At 73.8% G+C, this 17,273-nt stretch carries 14 protein-coding genes; 9 read left to right on the forward strand and 5 right to left on the reverse strand.

Translation table 11 applies throughout. The features are described from left to right. Positions 1-70 precede the first annotated feature (70 nt). Both ACFW6B_RS35405 and ACFW6B_RS35410 read right to left on the reverse strand, forming a co-directional pair. A complete protein-coding gene (locus tag ACFW6B_RS35405; RefSeq protein WP_386602825.1) occupies positions 71-547 on the reverse strand; it encodes a DUF6114 domain-containing protein in 477 nt (158 codons plus the stop codon). Next, entirely contained in the window at positions 547-1,218 is a 672-nt protein-coding gene (locus ACFW6B_RS35410; protein ID WP_386602827.1) for a DUF6230 family protein, read from the reverse strand. Before ACFW6B_RS35410 ends, ACFW6B_RS35405 begins: the two co-directional genes overlap by 1 nt. Positions 1,219-1,963: 745 nt before the next feature. On the opposite strand from ACFW6B_RS35410, the gene ACFW6B_RS35415 reads away from it, so the two are divergent. Beyond that, positions 1,964-2,629: a Tat pathway signal sequence domain protein gene (locus ACFW6B_RS35415; RefSeq protein ID WP_386602829.1), complete on the forward strand. Its 666-nt coding sequence runs from the start codon at positions 1,964-1,966 to the stop codon at positions 2,627-2,629. 18 nt (positions 2,630-2,647) lie between these two features. On the opposite strand, the gene ACFW6B_RS35420 is transcribed toward ACFW6B_RS35415, so the two are convergent. Next, complete coding sequence (locus ACFW6B_RS35420; protein WP_386602832.1) at positions 2,648-3,607, reverse strand: lytic polysaccharide monooxygenase; 960 nt, start codon at positions 3,605-3,607, stop codon at positions 2,648-2,650. A gap of 404 nt (positions 3,608-4,011) precedes the next feature. Between ACFW6B_RS35420 and ACFW6B_RS35425 the strand changes: the two genes are divergently transcribed. Next, entirely contained in the window at positions 4,012-5,211 is a 1,200-nt protein-coding gene (locus ACFW6B_RS35425) for a damage-control phosphatase ARMT1 family protein (protein ID WP_386602834.1), read from the forward strand. A 167-nt stretch (positions 5,212-5,378) separates the two neighbouring features. After that, positions 5,379-7,556, forward strand: a complete 2,178-nt coding sequence (cyc2, locus tag ACFW6B_RS35430) for a germacradienol/geosmin synthase Cyc2 (RefSeq protein WP_386602837.1) — start codon at positions 5,379-5,381, stop codon at positions 7,554-7,556. Between the two features lie 62 nt (positions 7,557-7,618). Here the strand turns inward: cyc2 and ACFW6B_RS35435 are convergent, their stop codons facing one another. Beyond that, positions 7,619-9,115, reverse strand: coding sequence for a hypothetical protein (locus tag ACFW6B_RS35435; protein WP_386602839.1), 1,497 nt, complete (start codon positions 9,113-9,115; stop codon positions 7,619-7,621). Between the two features lie 235 nt (positions 9,116-9,350). On the opposite strand from ACFW6B_RS35435, the gene ACFW6B_RS35440 reads away from it, so the two are divergent. The 4 genes from ACFW6B_RS35440 to ACFW6B_RS35455 all read left to right on the forward strand — a co-directional run bounded on the left by ACFW6B_RS35440 (position 9,351) and on the right by ACFW6B_RS35455 (position 13,080). Then, entirely contained in the window at positions 9,351-10,115 is a 765-nt protein-coding gene (locus ACFW6B_RS35440) for a PDZ domain-containing protein (RefSeq protein ID WP_386602842.1), read from the forward strand. A 99-nt stretch (positions 10,116-10,214) separates the two neighbouring features. Next, positions 10,215-10,835, forward strand: a complete 621-nt coding sequence (locus ACFW6B_RS35445) for a LysE family translocator (RefSeq protein WP_386602844.1) — start codon at positions 10,215-10,217, stop codon at positions 10,833-10,835. 94 nt (positions 10,836-10,929) lie between these two features. After that, positions 10,930-12,054: an aminopeptidase P family protein gene (locus ACFW6B_RS35450; protein ID WP_386602846.1), complete on the forward strand. Its 1,125-nt coding sequence runs from the start codon at positions 10,930-10,932 to the stop codon at positions 12,052-12,054. Between the two features lie 63 nt (positions 12,055-12,117). Continuing rightward, positions 12,118-13,080 (forward strand): aminoglycoside phosphotransferase family protein, encoded by a 963-nt coding sequence (locus ACFW6B_RS35455; protein ID WP_386602848.1) that lies wholly within the window; start codon positions 12,118-12,120, stop codon positions 13,078-13,080. Between the two features lie 12 nt (positions 13,081-13,092). On the opposite strand, the gene treZ is transcribed toward ACFW6B_RS35455, so the two are convergent. Then, complete coding sequence (treZ, locus tag ACFW6B_RS35460; RefSeq protein ID WP_386602850.1) at positions 13,093-14,838, reverse strand: malto-oligosyltrehalose trehalohydrolase; 1,746 nt, start codon at positions 14,836-14,838, stop codon at positions 13,093-13,095. Positions 14,839-15,031: 193 nt separating this feature from the next. On the opposite strand from treZ, the gene ACFW6B_RS35465 reads away from it, so the two are divergent. Together ACFW6B_RS35465 and ACFW6B_RS35470 are read left to right on the forward strand one after the other, a co-directional pair. Beyond that, positions 15,032-15,598, forward strand: coding sequence for an FHA domain-containing protein (locus ACFW6B_RS35465; protein ID WP_386602852.1), 567 nt, complete (start codon positions 15,032-15,034; stop codon positions 15,596-15,598). Positions 15,599-15,736: 138 nt separating this feature from the next. Further along, positions 15,737-17,089, forward strand: coding sequence for a M14 family zinc carboxypeptidase (locus ACFW6B_RS35470; RefSeq protein WP_386602859.1), 1,353 nt, complete (start codon positions 15,737-15,739; stop codon positions 17,087-17,089). Positions 17,090-17,273: the final 184 nt, after the last annotated feature.

Below are 17,273 nucleotides of genomic sequence, written 5' to 3' on the forward strand. Positions count from 1 at the left end.
GCGCCGGACCGCCGGGATACGTGCGGTGCCGCCTGCGTACGACGTCAACTTCCCTGCGCGTGGAGGAAATTCACTGCTTCTCCAGGTGTGCCGGCAAGCCGGTGGGGGGCTGGATCCCGCCGCCCCGCCCTTCTCGGGCGCGCTCGCGGCGCGGCCGCCGCCTGCGCGGCTCCTGGTCGGGGAGCCAGCCGAAGGCGAGGCAGCTTCCGACGGCTCCGAGGAGCAGGCCGACGAAGAAGCCGCCGAGGTTGGAGGTGACCCAGCTGCCGAGCGACACCAGGATGCCCAGCAGGGAGTAGAACAGGCGCTGGGCCGGGTTGAAGAGGATCAGCAGGCCGCACAGCAGCATCACGGCGGGCAGCAGGTAGCCCGCCAGGCCCTGCATCCCGATGTGCAGGACGACCTTCAGCGACGCCTTCTCGGTGAGCAGGATCTCCGCTCCCCCCAGGGCGAGCAGCAGCCCGCCCCAGAAGGGGCGGAGCGCGCGCCACCGGCGGAAGGCGTCCCGCAGGTCCCGGGAGTCGTGCGTCCGTGTCCCGGAACCCATCAGCAGCCTTGTTCGCTGAAGCGGAGCTTGAGGCCCGGGAGCTTGAACACCCCGGCCGTGGTGGCGTAGTTGGTCTGGCGCAGGTTCGCGATGCGCACGGTGTCGGCCTGCTGGCTGAACACGCCTATGGGGCCCTGGACCCCGGCCTTGGTGAGCGTGCTGGCGTCGTTGCCGATCTCGATGTTGTTGAAGGAGGCGTTGCCGGACAGTTCCGTGGAGTCGGTGGTCAGGTTGGTCGCCTGGACCTTGTCCGCCCCGCTGCCGGCCGTGATGAGCAGGTTCGTGCCTCCCAGGTCGACGCTCTGGCACAGGTGGTCGAGGGTGGCGTTCCTGATTGCCGAGGTGACGACGAGGACCTGGCCGCCGGTGTCGCCGGCGTTCGGGCTGCCCTCCGCCATGTTGTCGAGGCCGCCGAACTGCTCGAAGCCGGTGCCGTTCAGCTCGGTCGCGGTGACCGTGAACGGCATGCCGGAGATGGCGAACTGGACACCGAGGGCGCCCTGGGCCGTCGCGATCATCAGCCCCGCGGCGACCGCGGTGGCGGGTACCGCCATCACGGCGGCGCGGCGCAGCCTGACCCGCCCGCGTCTGCCCTGTCCGGCGGCCGAACCGCTTTCCGGGGTCTCGGGCGAGGAACCGTTGGACGCCGTGGCGTCCGGGGACGAGGCCATGTCTGCTCCCTGGGCACGTTCGATGCGGGTGTCGATGCGGGTGGGGCTCCAGTGGCGCGTTGTCCTGGCGCGGACAGCAGCTGCCGCGTACGCCTCCTCGCGCCTCCCGGCGGTTGCAAGGGCTTTCTCGTTACGCGGCAGTAGCCTTCGAGGAAGTTACCGGGGGTTACAGGCGCCGGTCAAGGAGCGTGTGGGAAAACCGTGCCCGATGTGCCCCACCTGTGAACACGTCCCGGCCGGAGGGTCGTTCTGACCTCCAACTTCCTTACTGCGTATTGACGTTGACTGCCCATCAGGTCTACAACTTCCCCTGTTTCCCGGATCCGTGGCGCCGGATCCGTCGGCCGACGCGCCCGTCACCTCCCGGACCCCGCTCCGCGGGGCGGTCACGGCGTGTTCCGGAGCGGCCCCGGCGCGTACGCCGAAACGGCGCGCCGCCCGGTCGCTCCCCTCTCCCGTGGCACCGGCGCGGTCACCTTCCCCCGAGGTCCCCGCCGGTCGCCCGGCTGTCGCCGTCGGTCCGTGACGTACGGAGAAGGCGTCACGGACCGGCGGCGGTCTCTCCTCGCACCGCACACCGCTCCCGCGGGCGGGCTCCGGCGTCCTGCCCGCCGTCACGCGCGGCCCGTTCCACCCCGCACGTCCACCCCGCACATCCGCGCCGGTTTCTCGACCCGCACCCCGCACCCCCGCGCCCCGGCGCGGTCAGGCACCCGCACCCCCATCGGAGAAGAGGCACCCCCACATGCGTACTCGATCCCTGCTCGCCCTCGCCGGCGCCGTCGTGGCCCTCTCGGCGTCCGCGGTCGCCCCCGCCTCCGCGGACGACATCGCGGTGCTCACCACCGGCAGTGCCGGAGGAACCCCCGTCGCCGTCGGCGACGTCCTCACCGCCTCGCTGGCGAGCGGCACCAGCGCCACGCTCTACTCCAGCGCCACCGGTACGAGCGGCGTCTCCTGTTCCGCGTCGACGTTCACCGCGACCGTCACCGACAACCCGGCGTCCCCCGGCACGGCCACCGAGTCCCTCACCGGCCACACCTTCAACGCCTCCTCGTGCAGCAGCAACGTCGTCGGCGTCCTCGGCGTCACCAGCATCACGGTCGACAACCTGCCCTACAGCACCGCGGTGAACTCCGACGGAAGCCTCACGGTCACCCCGGCCGCCGGCTCCACCATCCAGACCACGGTCAAGCTGCGCTCGCTGCTCGGCACGCTGACCTGCGTCTACCGGGCGGCGAGCCTCACCGGCACGACCGACAACTCGGACAACAGCCTCAGCTTCACCAGCCAGCAGTTCACCAAGTTCTCCGGCTCGTCCCTCTGCTTCAGCAACGGCTACTTCACCGCGAAGTACGCCCCCGTGACCGACACCAGCCAGGCGGGCAGCCCGGCGGTGTTCGTCAACTAGCCCCCGCGGGAAACCGGTTCACTGCCGGCGTCGCAGCACGACCGCGACGCCGGCAGTCAGCAGCAGTGCCGCCCCGGCTCCAGCGGCGACCACGGGGAGCGCGGGGCCGCCGCCCGAGGTGCTCTCGGCGGCGGGCGTCAGATCGTCGGGGCCCGCCGCCTGCACGGCCGCCTGGCTCCCCTCGGGGGACGGCGTTCCGGCGGACGGGGAGGCGGCCGTCGGGCTGGGTGTCGCGCTCGCCGGACGCTTCGCCTCGGGGGACTTCTTGGCGCTCTTGCCGGCGGAAGCGCTCCCGGTGGTCCCCGGAGCCGTGGTCTTCCGGTCCGGCTCGGCTGCCGCGCTCCCGCCGGAGAACACCACGTCCGAGCACGAGTAGTAGGTGTCCGGCGTGCTGGAGTTCTGCCAGATCGTGAACAGCATCTGGCGGCCGGTGCGGTCGGACGGCAGCGTCGCGTTGATGCGGTAGGCGCCGCCGACCAGCGCGGGGTCGGTGACCGTGGCGAACGGCTTCTCCGGCAGGTCGGACCACTTCAGCGGCCGCGTCGGGCTGTAGCCCTGCTTGGTCAGGTAGAGCTTGAAGGTCCCCGTGTGCGGGATCGTGGAGCTGTACCTCATGGTCAGGGACGCGCCGGGCGTCATGCGCGTCGCCGGGAAGTCGGCGCGGGCCAGGTCGAGCCCCTTGTAGGCCGCCAGGCCGCCGCTGCACAGCTTCCCGTCCGGGATCACCGAACGGTCCCGGCCGCCCACACCGCCCACCCGCAGGTTGTCCCACGCCGCGAACGACGAGCCGTTCGCCGCGATCGCCGCCCGGCAGGCCGCCGTGCCCTGGCTGCCGCCCTCGGGCGAGCACGCGTACGCCCGGCTGACCGGAGAGGTCGGCGCGCCGTGCGCCGACGCGGTCCCCGCCGCCCACGTCGTGAGCAGCAGCGGCGCCGCCAGGGCGACGGCGGCCGCGGTGGCGGTGCGGTAGGCGGTCATCCGGAGCTCTCCTCGATGCGTGGGCGAAGCGGGGCGCCACCGCGCGTAGTTGGGACGCACTCTTCGCACGGGACACCGGGGGATACGGATCCGGGGCGCCGTCCGTTCAGATCCGCGGTCCGTACGGACCGGAACCACCGTGCCGCGTCAGGTCCTAGGGCCCGGCACCGGTCGGATCGAGGGTTTTCCCGCTATCCCTCCTCTCCCCGGCCCGCCTATCGTTCAGCGCGACCGCCGTGGGCAGCCGCGCACCCGGATCCAGGACAGTGCCGCGCGGTACCCGCGACGGTCGACAGCTCGAAGCCGACCGACCTAGGCCGAACGCTGGGCTCCACGGGGGGAGGGGCCGCTCGGCGCGCACCGCGTCGGACGGCCCCTTCTGCACAGCCGGTACGGTGGGCCGCATGCGCGATCCCGCAGCCCCCGCCCCCTTCGCCGCCGGTCCCGACGAGGCCCCGGTGGTGGTGGGCTCGGTACGCGGTTCGTTCCCCCGGAGCGTGCTGGCCGAGCGGCATCCGGCGCTCATCCGGAAGGTGCGGGACGCCTTCCCGTACGGTCCCGAACAGCGCCACGCGCTCGACGCCCTGCTCGAGAGCTGCGCCGAGGGGGTCGTCGAACCGCTCGCGGAGTCGGCGGCGGACCGCGGCCGGTGGGACGCCTGGGGCGGCCCGGAGCACTACGGCCGGTCCTGGTTCGACCTGCCGTTCCTGTGGTCCGAGAGTTACTTCTACCGCAAACTCCTCGAAGCCGTCGGCTACTTCGAGCCCGGCCCCTGGCAGGGCATCGACCCCTTCCGCCCGTTCAAACTCGCCGAGCTCGACACCCCGGAGGCCGACGAGGAACTCGCCGCGCTGGACGACCTCGCGCTCCGGCCGGCCGGGGAACAGGAGGCGGCGCTGCTGCACGGCTCCCTGTGGGGCAACCGCGCCGACCTCGGGTTCAGGCTGGACGGCACCCGGGGCGGGACGGCGGCCGGGTCCCCCCTCGTGGCGGACGACTCGGACGTGCTGCGGTCCCTGTTCGACGGCGGCACCCTCGCCCTGGTCACGGACAACGCGGGCCGGGAACTCGTCCCCGACCTCCTCCTCGTCGACCATCTGCTCCGGCACGGCCGGATCGGGCGGGCCGTCCTGCACGTGAAGCCGTATCCGTACTACGTGTCCGACGCCACGGCGGCGGACGTGCTGGACGCCCTGCGCCGGCTGACCGCCGCGAAGGGCGCGGCCGGCGAGGCCGGGAACCGGCTCTGGGCGGCACTGTCCGAGGGCCGACTCACCGTCCGCACGCACCCCTTCGCCTGCGGCCCGCTGCCGTACGCCGGACTCCCCGACGACCTGCGACGGGAGTTCGCCGCGGCCGACGTGACGTTGTTGAAAGGCGACCTGAACTACCGCCGGCTCATCGGCGACCGGCTCCACCCCGCCACCACCCCGTTCGCCGACGCCACCGCACACTTCCCCGGCGCGGTGGCCGCGCTGCGGACCCTCAAGTCCGATGTCGTCGTCGGACTGGCCCCCGCCGTCGAATCGGCCCTCGACGCCGCCGAGGGCCACGGCTGGCGCACCGGCGGAACCCACGCGCTGATCCAGGCGAGACGCGGCTGACCACCGGCCGGCGGGGCCGCGGGACGGTTTCGGGCGGACGGCTTCGAGTGGCCGGCTCCGAGCGGACGAGGAGCCCTTCGCGGGCGGTTTTCGGCCCGGTTCACGCGATGGTGTGATCATGCCCTGGCCTGCGGATGTGCGCGCGGAGCCCTGGGTAGGGCCCGGCCATGACGCAGCCGTTCCGCCTCCCGCACTTCTACATGCCGTACACCGCCCGGCTGAACCCGCACCTGGACGAGGCGCGGGCGCACTCGGTCGGATGGGCCCGCGACATGGGCATGCTCGAAGGCTCGGGCATCTGGGAGCAGTCCGACCTCGACGCCCACGACTACGGCCTGCTGTGCGCCTACACCCACCCCGACTGCGACGGACCGGCCCTCTCCCTCATCACCGACTGGTACGTGTGGGTGTTCTTCTTCGACGACCACTTCCTGGAGACCTTCAAGCGCACCCAGGACCGCGCCGGCGGCAAGGCCTACCTGGACCGGCTCCCGCTCTTCATGCCGCTCGACCTGTCCACCCCCGTCCCCGAACCGGAGAACCCCGTCGAGGCGGGACTCGCCGACCTGTGGGCCCGCACGGTGCCCTCGATGTCCACGGGGTGGCGCAGACGGTTCGCCGTGTCCACCGAGCACCTGCTCAACGAGTCGATGTGGGAGCTGTCCAACATCGACGAGGGGCGGATCGCCAACCCCGTCGAGTACATCGAGATGCGCCGCAAGGTGGGCGGGGCCCCCTGGTCGGCGGGGCTCGTCGAGTACGCGACCTGCGAAGTGCCCGCGTCCGTCGCGGAGTCGAGGCCGCTGCGCGTCCTGATGGAGACGTTCTCCGACGGGGTCCACCTGCGCAACGACCTCTTCTCCTACCAGCGCGAGGTCGAGGACGAGGGCGAGCTCAGCAACGGCGTCCTCGTCCTGGAGACGTTCTTCGGCTGCACGACCCAGCAGGCCGCCGAGACCGTCAACGACGTGCTCACCTCACGGCTCCACCAGTTCGAGCACACGTCGCTCACCGAAGTGCCCGCCCTGGCCGTGGAGAAGGGACTGACCGCGGCGGAGACCGGCGCCGTCGCCGCGTACACGCGGGGCCTCCAGGACTGGCAGTCCGGCGGACACGAATGGCACATGCGCTCCAGCCGCTACATGAACGAGGGAGCCGTCGAGAAGGCGCGGCCCTTCGGCACGGGCGGGTTCGGGACGTCCGCCGCGGACGTCGGGGCGCTGCTCTCCGCGGCCGGGGCGGAGCGGCTGCGCGCGTACACCCACGTGCCGTTCCAGAAGGTCGGTCCCTCCAGGCTCCCCGACTTCCACATGCCCTTCGAGGTCACCCTCAGCCCGCACCTCGCGGGCGCCCGCGACCGCCTCGGCACCTGGATGCACACCATGGGCATGCTCCAGGAGGGCGTCTGGGACGAGGACAAGCTCACCGCCTACGACCTGCCGCTCTGCGCCGCCGGCATCCACCCCGACGCGACACCCGGCGCCCTCGACCTCAGCTCGCAGTGGCTGGCCTGGGGCACCTACGGCGACGACTACTACCCGCTGTACTTCGGCAACCGCCGCGACCTGGCGGCCGCCAGGTCGGCCACCGCGCGGCTGTCCGCCTGCATGCCCGTCGACGGCGAGGAGACGCCCGTCCCGGTCAACGGCATGGAGCGGGGACTGACCGACCTGTGGCGGCGCACCACCGCGGAGATGACCCCGGGGGCCCGGAGCACCCTGCGCGCGGCGGTGGACGTGATGACGGAGAGCTGGCTGTGGGAGCTGTCCAACCAGACGCAGAACCGCATCCCGGACCCGGTCGACTACCTGGAGATGCGCCGGGCCACGTTCGGCTCCGAGCTCACCATGAGCCTGTGCCGCCTCGGACACGGCCGGACGGTCCCGCCCGAGGTCTACCGCAGCGGCCCCGTCCGGTCCCTGGAGAACGCGGCCATGGACTACGCGATGCTCCTGAACGACGTCTTCTCGTACCAGAAGGAGATCGAGTACGAGGGGGAGATCCACAACGGCATCCTCGTCGTGCAGAACTTCTTCGGCTGCGACTACCCGACCGCGCTCGGCGTCGTCCATGACCTGATGACCCGTCGCATGGAGCAGTTCCAGCACGTCGCCGCCCACGAACTGCCCATCCTGTACGACGACTTCGAGCTCTCGGAGGAAGCGCGGGAGGTCATGCGGGGCTATGTGGCGGAGCTGGAGAACTGGCTGGCCGGAATCCTGAAGTGGCACCAGGACTGCCGCCGCTACGGCGCGGCGGACCTGGCCCGGCGCACCCACGGCTTCGTGCCGGACCGGGTGCCCGTGGTGCCCGTGGCCAGAAGGGCGCAGCCCGTCCCGCTCTGACGGGAGCGGAGGGCGCGGCCCGTCCCGTTCTTCCGCGGTCCCGGGTCCGGCGGGTGCGGGAATCAGCGCCGGACGCTGCGGCGGGCCGCCTCGGAGAGCTCCGCCAGGAGGGCCGCCGCGGCCTCGGTGACCTCGCGGACCTCCTCCGCGAGAGCCGGGTCCGCGGCGGCCGCGCGGGCGACCTCGTGGTGCTCGTCGACGATGAACACGCCGAGGTTCGTGCCGCGCCAGTGCTCCAGCGAGTCGCTGGGCACCCGCCGCGTTCCCCCGGACCCCGGTTCCGCCATGAGCGCCTTCCTGAGCCGCGCCAGGGTCCGGGCGGCCTCGCGGGGCCGCCCGGACTCCCGCTCCAACTGGGAGAGCCTCAGGAGCGCCGAGACCCCGTGCCTGCCGGTGCCCTGGAGCGAGGTGTGCAGCCGCTGGGCGCGCAGCGCCTGTGCCGTGTCGCCCAGATCCATGAACTCCCGTGCCAGTCCCGACAGTTCGGAGATGCCCGACCTGGCCGACTCCCGGGCCTGGGCCCGCAGGTCGACGTCGTCGAGCCGCCGGATCAGCGCCGCGCGCGCCACCTCGTCCATACCCTGCTCGCGGGCGAGACCGGTCCAGGTGAACTCCGGTTCGTCACGCGGATCGGTCCCGTGGAGCGAGTCGTCGAGACCGCGCGCCCACTCCCGCAGCTCCTCGCCGCTCGCGCCCGCCTCCGGTATGCCGCCGAGCCCGCACCAGGTGTCGTACGTCGTCCCGCGGACCGCGTGCAGCAGCGGGAGGTCCTCGGGCAGGCCGTGCAGTCCCACGAGGACGGCGGCGAGCCGCAGTTCGTCGGTCATCGAGGCCTCCGCCTCGTGCGCGAGGAGGTGGCGCAGCAGGGGCAGGTCGGTGCCCTGCCGGTCGTACTGGGCGGCGCGCAGCGCGAGTGCCCGGCGGACCCGGTCGCGGGCCACCTCGTCCCAGGCGGTGCCCTGCCGCAGCAGGGCGAGGTCGGCCCTGCCCTGCCCGAGGACGGTCTCCCACAGGGGTGCGCGGGGGTGGTCGTCCAGCAGTCCGTAGGCCCCGCCCTCCTCCGCGTCGATCAGCAGGAAGTCCGGCTCGGTGCGCATCAGGGCCGCGTGCAGCATGCCGACCAGTTCCACCGGGGAACGCCCGGGCAGTCCCAGCGCCGCACGGAGTTCGGCGCGCTCGTCGTCGATCCCGTAGTTCTCGCGGATCTCCTCCTCGGTCCCGGCGACCGCGGCGAGGATCGCCTCCGGGCCGTCGGCGGGAGTCAGGTGCAGGAGGTCGTGCCAGCCGGGCAGTCCGATCATCATCTCCAGCGCCCCGTCCACGCTGTCGCCGATGATCCCGGCCGAGCCCTCGGAGTCGGCGTACAGCACCGAACCGTCCGCGCCCACGAAGTACGTGCCCCCGGTGTCGTCGCCCGCCACCGGCTCCAGCGGGCCTCCCGAGGCGAGCCGGACGTCCTCGCAGTGGTCGGCGCGGTCCAGGTCGAAGCCGAAGGGGAAGGCCGCCAGCCGGGCCAGGCGCGGGGTCGCGCGGAGGAGCCGCAGGGCGTGATCGCTCATGCCGCAGAACGTAACAGCCGCCACCGACACGGGGCCCGGCCCTCGTCAGGCCCTCGTCCGGCCCTCCTCCAGGACGGGGAGGGAGGACGCGCCCGTCCGGGGAACGGGCGCGCCGGTCTCACCCGTCCGGGGAACGGGCGCGTCAGTCTCACTCGTTCGGGGATCGTCGCGCGCCGGGGCGAGGGGTAGGGCAAGAGTCGAAGGCGGTCCGTAGAACATCTGCCGGAGGCGACTCATGGAACAGACCGCGTTGCGCCCCAAGCCGATGCCCGGCCGGGATCCGGGCGGCGGCTCCCGTCCGCCCGACGGCCCCCGTCCGCCCGGCGGGGACCGGCGCCCGCGCCCGGCGCGGCGGCGCGGGAGGCGGCTGCTCACCGTGTCGGCCGTGCTGTCGGCCGGAGCCGTCCTCGTCCTGTCCGGCGTGGGGCTCGGCGCGGTGGGCGCGAGCGTGATCGGCACGAGCGTGATCGGTGCGGGCGGACCGGCGTACCCACGGGGGCAGGCCGACATGGACGGGCGGTCACGGCAGCCGTCCGCCGTCTCCGAGGCACCCGGGCCGGGCGGTTCCCGAGAGCCTGCCGGAGGGGCGCGGGACGGTGGGGCCGAAGCCCGGAGGACCGGTGGTTCCGGGGCGCCGCGGGCCGACGGGTCCGACGCGCCGCGGGCCGCCACGGCCACGGCGGAGCCGGGCGACGGCCCGGTCCCGCCGGGGGAGGCCGGGCGGCAGTCCGTGCGGGGGACCCTCGGGGTCGAGGCGGTCGACGCCCCCGGCGGCGGGGGCGCGCTGATCGTGGGGGTGCACCTGCCCGGTCCCGGCTACACGGCGGGCCTGGTGCGCGGCGACGTCCTGCTCGCCCTCGACGGCACCGGGATCACCTCGGCCGCCGGCCTCGCCCGGGCGGTGGCGGACGCGACACCGGGCAGGGAGGTCACCCTGCGCGTGCGCCACGTCGACGGCGGCCGCGCACACCTGTCCGCCGTCCCGGGCACCGCGACCTGAGCCGCCCCGGCCCGGCCCCGGCGCGGATGCGCGGTCCGGCCCACCGGATCCCGGGAAAAGGGGCTGGTCAACGGAGCCGCGGCCCGTCACGATGGCCGCATGCTGAGCACCCTCGTCGCCTTCCTCGGCGCCTGCACCCTGATCGCCGCCTCGCCCGGACCGAGCACCGTCCTGATCATCAAGCGGTCGCTGGGCAGCAGGCGCTCGGGCTTCATGACCGTGCTCGGCAACGAGACGGGCGTCTTCCTGTGGGGCGCCGTCGCCGCGTTCGGCCTCACCGCCCTGCTCGCCGCCTCCGAGATGGCGTACGGCGTCATGCGCGTCGTCGGCGCCGTCGTGCTCGTCGGCTTCGGCGTCCAGACGCTGTGGCAGGCACGCCGCTCCGGGGGGACCGCCGACGGCGGTTGGGAGGGCGCGGAGAAGAGCGCCTGGGCGTCCTACCGGGGCGGCCTGCTGCTCAACCTCGCCAATCCGAAGGCGGCCGTCTTCGCGATGTCGTTCCTGCCGCAGTTCGTGCCCGAGGGCGTCCCGCACCTGCCCGCCATGCTCGGCCTCGCCGCGCTCTGGGCGGTCTACGAGGTGGGGTACTACGGCGTGTACGTGTGGTTCGTCGGCCGGATGAGGACCGTCCTGTCCCGGGCGGGCGTGCGCCGGCGCCTGGAACAGGTCTCCGGAGGCGTCCTGCTGCTCCTGGGAGCCCGCCTCGCCCTGGAGGGCTGACCGGGGCCGGGCGCCACCGGCTCGCGCACACCCCACCGGAGGGGCAGGATGCTGCCGTAGCCCCCCGGGGAACTCCGCACACACGGAGGCATGGATGACCGCCGCCACACCCGCGCCCTTCACCGCCGCCGACTACGAGGCCCGTATGCGGCGCGCCGCCGAGGCCGCGTCCGACGCCGGGCTCGACGGCGTCCTGGTCGCGCCGGGGCCCGACCTGGTGTGGCTGACCGGGTACCGCCCGGTGGAGACCGAGCGGCTCACCCTGCTGGTGCTGCGCGCGGGACAGGACCCCGCCCTCGTCGTGCCCGTCCTGGAGGCGCCCGACGCGGCCAAGTCGGCCGGCGCGCCCGCGCTGACCCTGCACGACTGGGCCGACGGCACGGACCCCTACGCGGCCGCCGAACCCCTCATGGGCCGCGCCGGCCGCTTCGGCATCAGCGACAACGGCTGGGCCCTGCACCTGCTGGGTCTTCAGAAGCGGCTCCCCGCGACCCGCTACTCGGCCCTGACCGAGGTCCTGCCGATGCTCAGGGCGGTCAAGGACGCGGCCGAGCTGGAGAGGCTCGCCTCCGCCGGGGCCGCCGCGGACGAGGCGTTCGAGGAGATCCGCAAGGTCCGGTTCGCGGACCGCAGGGAGTCGGAGGTGTCGAAGGACCTCGCCGACCTGCTGCGCCGGTTCGGACACTCCCAGGTGGACTTCACCATCGTCGCCTCGGGCCCCAACGGCGCCAACCCGCACCACGAGGCCGACGAGCGCGTGATCGAGGCCGGCGACATGGTGGTCCTGGACTTCGGCGGCCTCAAGGACGGCTACGGCTCCGACACCTCCCGCACGGTCCACGTCGGCGAACCGGACGACGAGGAGCGCAAGGTCCACGACATCGTGCGCGAGGCCCAGGAGGCCGGCTTCCGCGCCGTGCGGCCCGGGGCCGCCTGCCAGGACATCGACCGCGCCGCGCGCGCCGTCATCGAGGACGCCGGGTACGGCGAGTACTTCATCCACCGCACCGGGCACGGCATCGGCGTCACCACCCACGAACCGCCCTACATGGTGGAGGGTGAGGAACAGCCCCTGGTTCCCGGCATGTGCTTCTCGGTGGAGCCGGGCATCTATCTGCCGGGCCGCTTCGGCGTCCGGATCGAGGACATCGTCACGGTGACCGAGGACGGCGGACGCCGGCTCAACGACACCTCCCGCGAGATGGTGATCGTCGACTGACGTGCGCGCACCGACCGAGCGGCCGCCGCGCCGCACCCGCACCCGGACGACAAGGGCGCGACCATGAACCGGACACCGGAACCCGCACCGGAACCCGCCCCGGAACCGACCCCGGACGCGGTCCGCCGGCTGGTCCGCACCCTGCTCTCCGACGGCACCGCGCCCGGTCCGGGACCGGACGTGCGGCCCGTCCGCGAGCGGGGCGGGCACTTCACCTGGTGGGTGGGCCGGCGCCATGTGCTGCGGCTCGCCCCGGACCGCGAGGCGTCCCTGCGGCAACGGCGCGAGCTGCGGCTGCGCGATCTGGTCCGCCCCTTCGTCGGGGGCACCGTTCCCATGAGCGTCGCGCAGGGCGAGTGGGAGGGCGGACTGGCCTACACCCTGGACACCAGGGTGCCCGGCGTCTCCGGAGAGCGGCAGGCGGTCTCGGCACTCGGCGAGGCCGACCTGGCCGACCTGCTGACCGGGCTGCGCGAGGTCCCCGTACGGCAGGCCGAGACCCTGGGGGTGCCGCGGGCCCCGCAGCGCTCCCTGGAAGCCCTGCGGGCCGCCGCGGTACGGGCCGCCGGACGGCTTCCCGCGGAGGAGTTCGACCCCGCCCGCCTCGACCAGCTCGCCGCCCCGGCGGCGGCCCAGCTCGGCGCGCAGACCGGCCCCGCCGTCCTCGTGCACCACGGACTCCTCGGCGAACACCTCGTGATCAGCCCCGACGGCCGGGTGCGCGGCGTCCTCGACTGGACCGGCGCGGTGACCGGGGACCCGGCCGAGGACATCGCGGGACTGGCCCTCGCGGTCGGCGCCCCCGCGGCCGTACGCGCCGCCACCCTCGCCGACTACGGCGCCCGCCCCTGTCTGCGCGGCCTGTGGCTCGCCCGCTGTGACGCCGTCATCCGGCTCGCCGACCACCACAAGGGCCCCGGCACCGGACAACTGCCCCTCCTGGAAGCCCGGTTGGCGCGCGCCTGGGAGTCGATCCTGCTGGAGCGGGTCACGGACCTGCGGGACGCGCAGGACGAGGCGCCGTAGGCGGACCGGCCCTCACCCCTGGGCCAGCACCACGCACGATTCGCCCGGCACGTTCAGCACCCCGTCCGCGCCCGGCGCCTCGACCGGGTCCCAGGCCGCGAGGACGCGCGCACGGCGGATGCCGAGGGGGATCGCCGCCGGGTCCTCGCCGAGGTTCACCGCGACCCGGACGTCCCCGCGCCGGACGGCGACCCAGCGGGCCGCCGGATCGTGGGCGACCCTGACCGCCGCGAGATCGGGGTCCGACAGGTCGGCCTGGCTCCGGCGCAGGGCGATCAGCTCGCGGTACCAGGCCAGCAGCCGCGCGTGCGGGGCCCGTTCGGGTTCCGCCCAGTCGAGACAGGAGCGGTCCCGGGTCGCCGGGTCCTGCGGGTCGGGCACGTCCTCCTCGGCCCAGCCGTGCGCCGCGAACTCCCGCCGCCTGCCTCGCCGCACGGCGTCCGCGAGCTCGGGATCGGTGTGGTCGGTGAAGAACTGCCAGGGTGTCGTGGCCCCCCACTCCTCGCCCATGAAGAGCATCGGCGTGAACGGCGCCGTGAGCGTCAGCGCGGCGGCGCAGGCCAGCAGCCCGGGGGAGAGGACCGCCGACAGCCGGTCCCCCTGGGCGCGGTTGCCGATCTGATCGTGGGTCTGCGTGTAGCCGAGCAGCCGCTGCGCCGAGATCCGCGAGCGGTCGAGCGGACGGCCGTGATGCCGGCCGCGGAAGCTGGACCAGGTGCCGTTGTGGAAGAAACCCGACGTCAGCGTCTTGCACAGCGCGGCGAGCGGGGGCTCGGCGAAGTCCGCGTAGTAGCCCTGCGCCTCGCCGGTCAGCGTGGTGTGCAGCGCGTGGTGGAAGTCGTCGTTCCACTGGGCGTGCAGCCCGAGGCCGCCCTCCTCGCGGGAGGTGATGAGCCGCGGGTCGTTGAGATCCGACTCGGCGATCAGGAAGAGCGGCCGGCCCAGTTCGCCGGCGAGCGCGTCCACGGCCGCCGACAGCTCCTCCAGGAAGTGCACCGCCCGGGTGTCCCGCAGCGCGTGCACCGCGTCGAGACGCAGCCCGTCGAGCCGGTAGTCACGCAGCCAGGCCAGCGCGCTGTCCACGAGGTACGCCCGCACCTCGTCCGAGCCGGGCGCGTCGAGGTTCACCGCGGAACCCCAGGGCGTCTGGTGGGTGTCCGTGAAGTAGGGCCCGAACGACGGCAGATGGTTGCCGGACGGCCCCAGGTGGTTGTGCACGACGTCGAGGACGACCCCCAGGCCCAGTCCGTGCGCCCGGTCCACGAAGCGCTTCAGCGCCTCGGGGCCGCCGTACGGCTCGTGCACGGCCCACGGGGAGACACCCTCGTACCCCCAGCCGTGCCGTCCGGGGAACGGGCACAGCGGCATCAACTCGACGTGGGTGACGCCCAGTTCCACGAGGTGTCCGAGCCGCTCCGCCGCCGCGTCCAGGGTGCCCCCGGGGGTGTACGTCCCCACGTGCAGTTCGTAGAGGACCGCGCCCGGCAGCGCCCGCCCGGGCCAGTCGGCGCGCCACGCATACCCCCGGTGGTCGACCACCGCGCTCGGCCCGTCCGGTCCGTCCGGCTGGCGGCGCGAGCGGGGATCGGGCAGGACCGGACCGTCGTCCACCGCGAACCCGTACCGGGTCCCCTCCGCCGCCTCCGCCTCGCCCGTCCACCATCCGGCACGCACGGGATCGCGGTCCAACGCGCGCGTGACACCGTCGCAATGGAGCGTCATCCGGTCGGCCCGTGGTGCCCACACCTCGAATCGCATGGACGCTTCCCCCTTGTCGGCTCGCAGTGACCCAGCCCGTCCATGGTGCGGCAAAAGAGATCAATTCGCTTTCGGATCCACCCTTTTGCCGCGTGTTCGTCGCCCTTTGGTGGTGCGAACGGCCGCACCCGGCCCCACCAGCCGTTTCCGGGTCTTCTGGACACCCCGTCGTTACTGTCCGACAATCACGAGCGTGACGTCGTCCTTCGAGTTTCCCCTGTATCCCGCGCGGCTGTCCGACGCGGAGCGCGACCGGGCGCTCAAGTCGCTCCGTGACGGCGTCGCGCTCGGCCGTCTTTCGCACGACACGTTCGTCCGCCGCATGGAGCTGGTCCTGTCCGCCCGCCGGTCCGAGGAACTCGCCGTGCTCACCGCCGACCTGCCCGATGGCGACGGGCCCGTCGGGCGGCGCTGGTCGAAGGCGGTGTTCGGCACCGTGGAGGCCGTCTCCGGCTTCACGGTCCGGCTGCGCCGGGCCTGGCAGGCCGAGCGGCTGCCCAAGCTGCAACTGCCCGATCCGGGCGACGCCCACCCCCTGCGCATCGGCCGCGACCCGGCCAGCGGGCTGCGCCTGAACCACGAGACGGTGTCCCGGGTGCACGCCGAACTGCGCCGCCAGGGCGGCGTGTGGGTGCTCCGCGACCTCGGGTCGACCAACGGCACGACCGTCAACGGACGGCGTGTCATCGGCGCGTCCGTGGTGAAGGACGGCGACCAGATCGGCTTCGGCCACATGCTGTTCCGCCTCGCCTCGGCCTGAACCGCCCGGCCCGGACCCCTCGCCCGCACAACGTCCTTCCGCCCCGGCGGTGTTGACGTAACCCACGAGTCGTGCCTGACTGTGTGTACTTCATGTACATCTGGTGAAACGACGGCACCGTACGAGTGGAGGTGTGCTCTGCCGCCACTCCGCCGCTACCCGACCGTCGACGAACTCGGCGTCCGCGCCGCCGCGCTCGTCGCCCGGCGCCCCGACGACGCCCGGCTGCGCCGCGTGGGCACCTCCCGGGCCGGCACGCCGATGCTGCTCCTGTCCGTCGGACACGGCCGCCGTCAGGTCCTCGTCGTCGCCGGACCGCACGCCAACGAACCCGTCGGCGGCGCGACCGTCCTCAGGCTGGCCGAACGGGCGCTCGCCGACCCCCGCCTCACCGAGGACGCGGACGCCACCTGGAACCTGCTGCTCTGCCTCGACCCCGACGGTTCCCGCCGCAACGAGGCCTGGCTCCAGGGCCCTTACACGCTCGGCCACTACTTCCGGCACTTCTTCCGGCCCGGGTTCCTCGAACAGCCGGAATGGCTGCCCGACGGCCCGGACGGCGCCGCCCTGCCGGAGACCCGCGTCCTGCTCGCCCTCCAGGACGAGCTGAAGCCGTTCCTCCAGTGCTCCCTGCACGGCGTCGACGTCGGCGGCGCGTTCGTCGAGCTCACCCGCGACCTGCCCGGCCTCTCCCAGCGTGTCGCGCACAGCGCGGCCCGCCTCGGCATCCCCCGCGAACTCGGCCCCTACGACACCCTGTACTGGCCGGCGCTCGGCCCCGCCGTCTACCGCGTCCCGCCGCCGCACCGGGGAGACCTGGCCGCCGCCATCACGGAGGCCGCGGTCGACTCCACCTGGTTCCACCCCCAGCCGTACGGCACGGTCACCGCGATCGTCGAGGCACCCATGTGGGGTGTCGACGCCGTCGAGGACCGGGCGCGCCCCGACGATCCCGACGCGGTGCTGCGCTCCGTCAGCCGCACGCTGCGGCACGACACGAGGGTCCTGGGGGACGTCCTTGCCCGGGTGCGGCCAGGCCTCGGCAGCTCGCCGGACGTGACGTGCCTGCTCGCGCCCGTCGACGACTATTTACTGGTCGGCCCCGGAATCGCCGACTCCTGGGACCCCGACGTCCGCGACGCCGGGGCGCGCCCCCTGCCGCCGCTGGACACCGCCCGGCTGACCGCGCTGCGCCTGGCCGGGCGCCGGGTCGCGCTGCGCACGGCCGGGCTGCTGCACCAACTGGTCACCGCCTCCGGACAGGACCCGGGCGAGGCGCTGCCCGAGCTCGACCGGCTGATCGACACGTGGTGCGCCGACTACCGCGACGGCTGCGGAGCACGCTGGATCCCGGTCGCGCGCCAGGTCGAGTACCAGGCGCGTGTCGTGCTCGCCGCGTTCGAACTCGCCGGACGCCGCGCCGGCGCGCGCCCCCGTTCGGGCGACTCCGGCCGGACCGCGCGGGCGGCCGTGCCGGTGCGCCGGGAATGACCACGGCCGCTCGTGCGACGGGGGCCGGGCCGGGCGTGGTGTCCGCCCCGCCCCGCCCCGGCCCCCGCCCCGCCCGGGTCAGGCGGTGCCCTAGGGCCTGTCGTCAAATTCCCGCCTGCCTCGCGACGCCTGGCACTCCCCCTAGCTCTTCGAGCAGGGGGGACCCCCACTCGCCGCACCGGGC

The sequence above is a fragment of the Streptomyces sp. NPDC058751 genome, from assembly GCF_042746485.1.
GTDB lineage: Bacteria > Actinomycetota > Actinomycetes > Streptomycetales > Streptomycetaceae > Streptomyces.

What these genes read in the sequence shown, in the direction of transcription:
- ACFW6B_RS35410 (WP_386602827.1), bottom strand. Translation starts at nt 1,218, where the DNA reads ATGGCCTCGTCCCCGGACGCCACGGCGTCCAACGGTTCCTCGCCCGAG.
- ACFW6B_RS35435 (WP_386602839.1), bottom strand. Translation starts at nt 9,115, where the DNA reads ATGAGCGATCACGCCCTGCGGCTCCTCCGCGCGACCCCGCGCCTGGCC.
- cyc2 (WP_386602837.1), top strand. Translation starts at nt 5,379, where the DNA reads ATGACGCAGCCGTTCCGCCTCCCGCACTTCTACATGCCGTACACCGCC.
- ACFW6B_RS35415 (WP_386602829.1), top strand. Translation starts at nt 1,964, where the DNA reads ATGCGTACTCGATCCCTGCTCGCCCTCGCCGGCGCCGTCGTGGCCCTC.
- ACFW6B_RS35445 (WP_386602844.1), top strand. Translation starts at nt 10,215, where the DNA reads ATGCTGAGCACCCTCGTCGCCTTCCTCGGCGCCTGCACCCTGATCGCC.
- ACFW6B_RS35420 (WP_386602832.1), bottom strand. Translation starts at nt 3,607, where the DNA reads ATGACCGCCTACCGCACCGCCACCGCGGCCGCCGTCGCCCTGGCGGCG.
- ACFW6B_RS35425 (WP_386602834.1), top strand. Translation starts at nt 4,012, where the DNA reads ATGCGCGATCCCGCAGCCCCCGCCCCCTTCGCCGCCGGTCCCGACGAG.
- treZ (WP_386602850.1), bottom strand. Translation starts at nt 14,838, where the DNA reads ATGCGATTCGAGGTGTGGGCACCACGGGCCGACCGGATGACGCTCCAT.
- ACFW6B_RS35405 (WP_386602825.1), bottom strand. Translation starts at nt 547, where the DNA reads ATGGGTTCCGGGACACGGACGCACGACTCCCGGGACCTGCGGGACGCC.
- ACFW6B_RS35455 (WP_386602848.1), top strand. Translation starts at nt 12,118, where the DNA reads ATGAACCGGACACCGGAACCCGCACCGGAACCCGCCCCGGAACCGACC.
- ACFW6B_RS35440 (WP_386602842.1), top strand. Translation starts at nt 9,351, where the DNA reads ATGGAACAGACCGCGTTGCGCCCCAAGCCGATGCCCGGCCGGGATCCG.
- ACFW6B_RS35450 (WP_386602846.1), top strand. Translation starts at nt 10,930, where the DNA reads ATGACCGCCGCCACACCCGCGCCCTTCACCGCCGCCGACTACGAGGCC.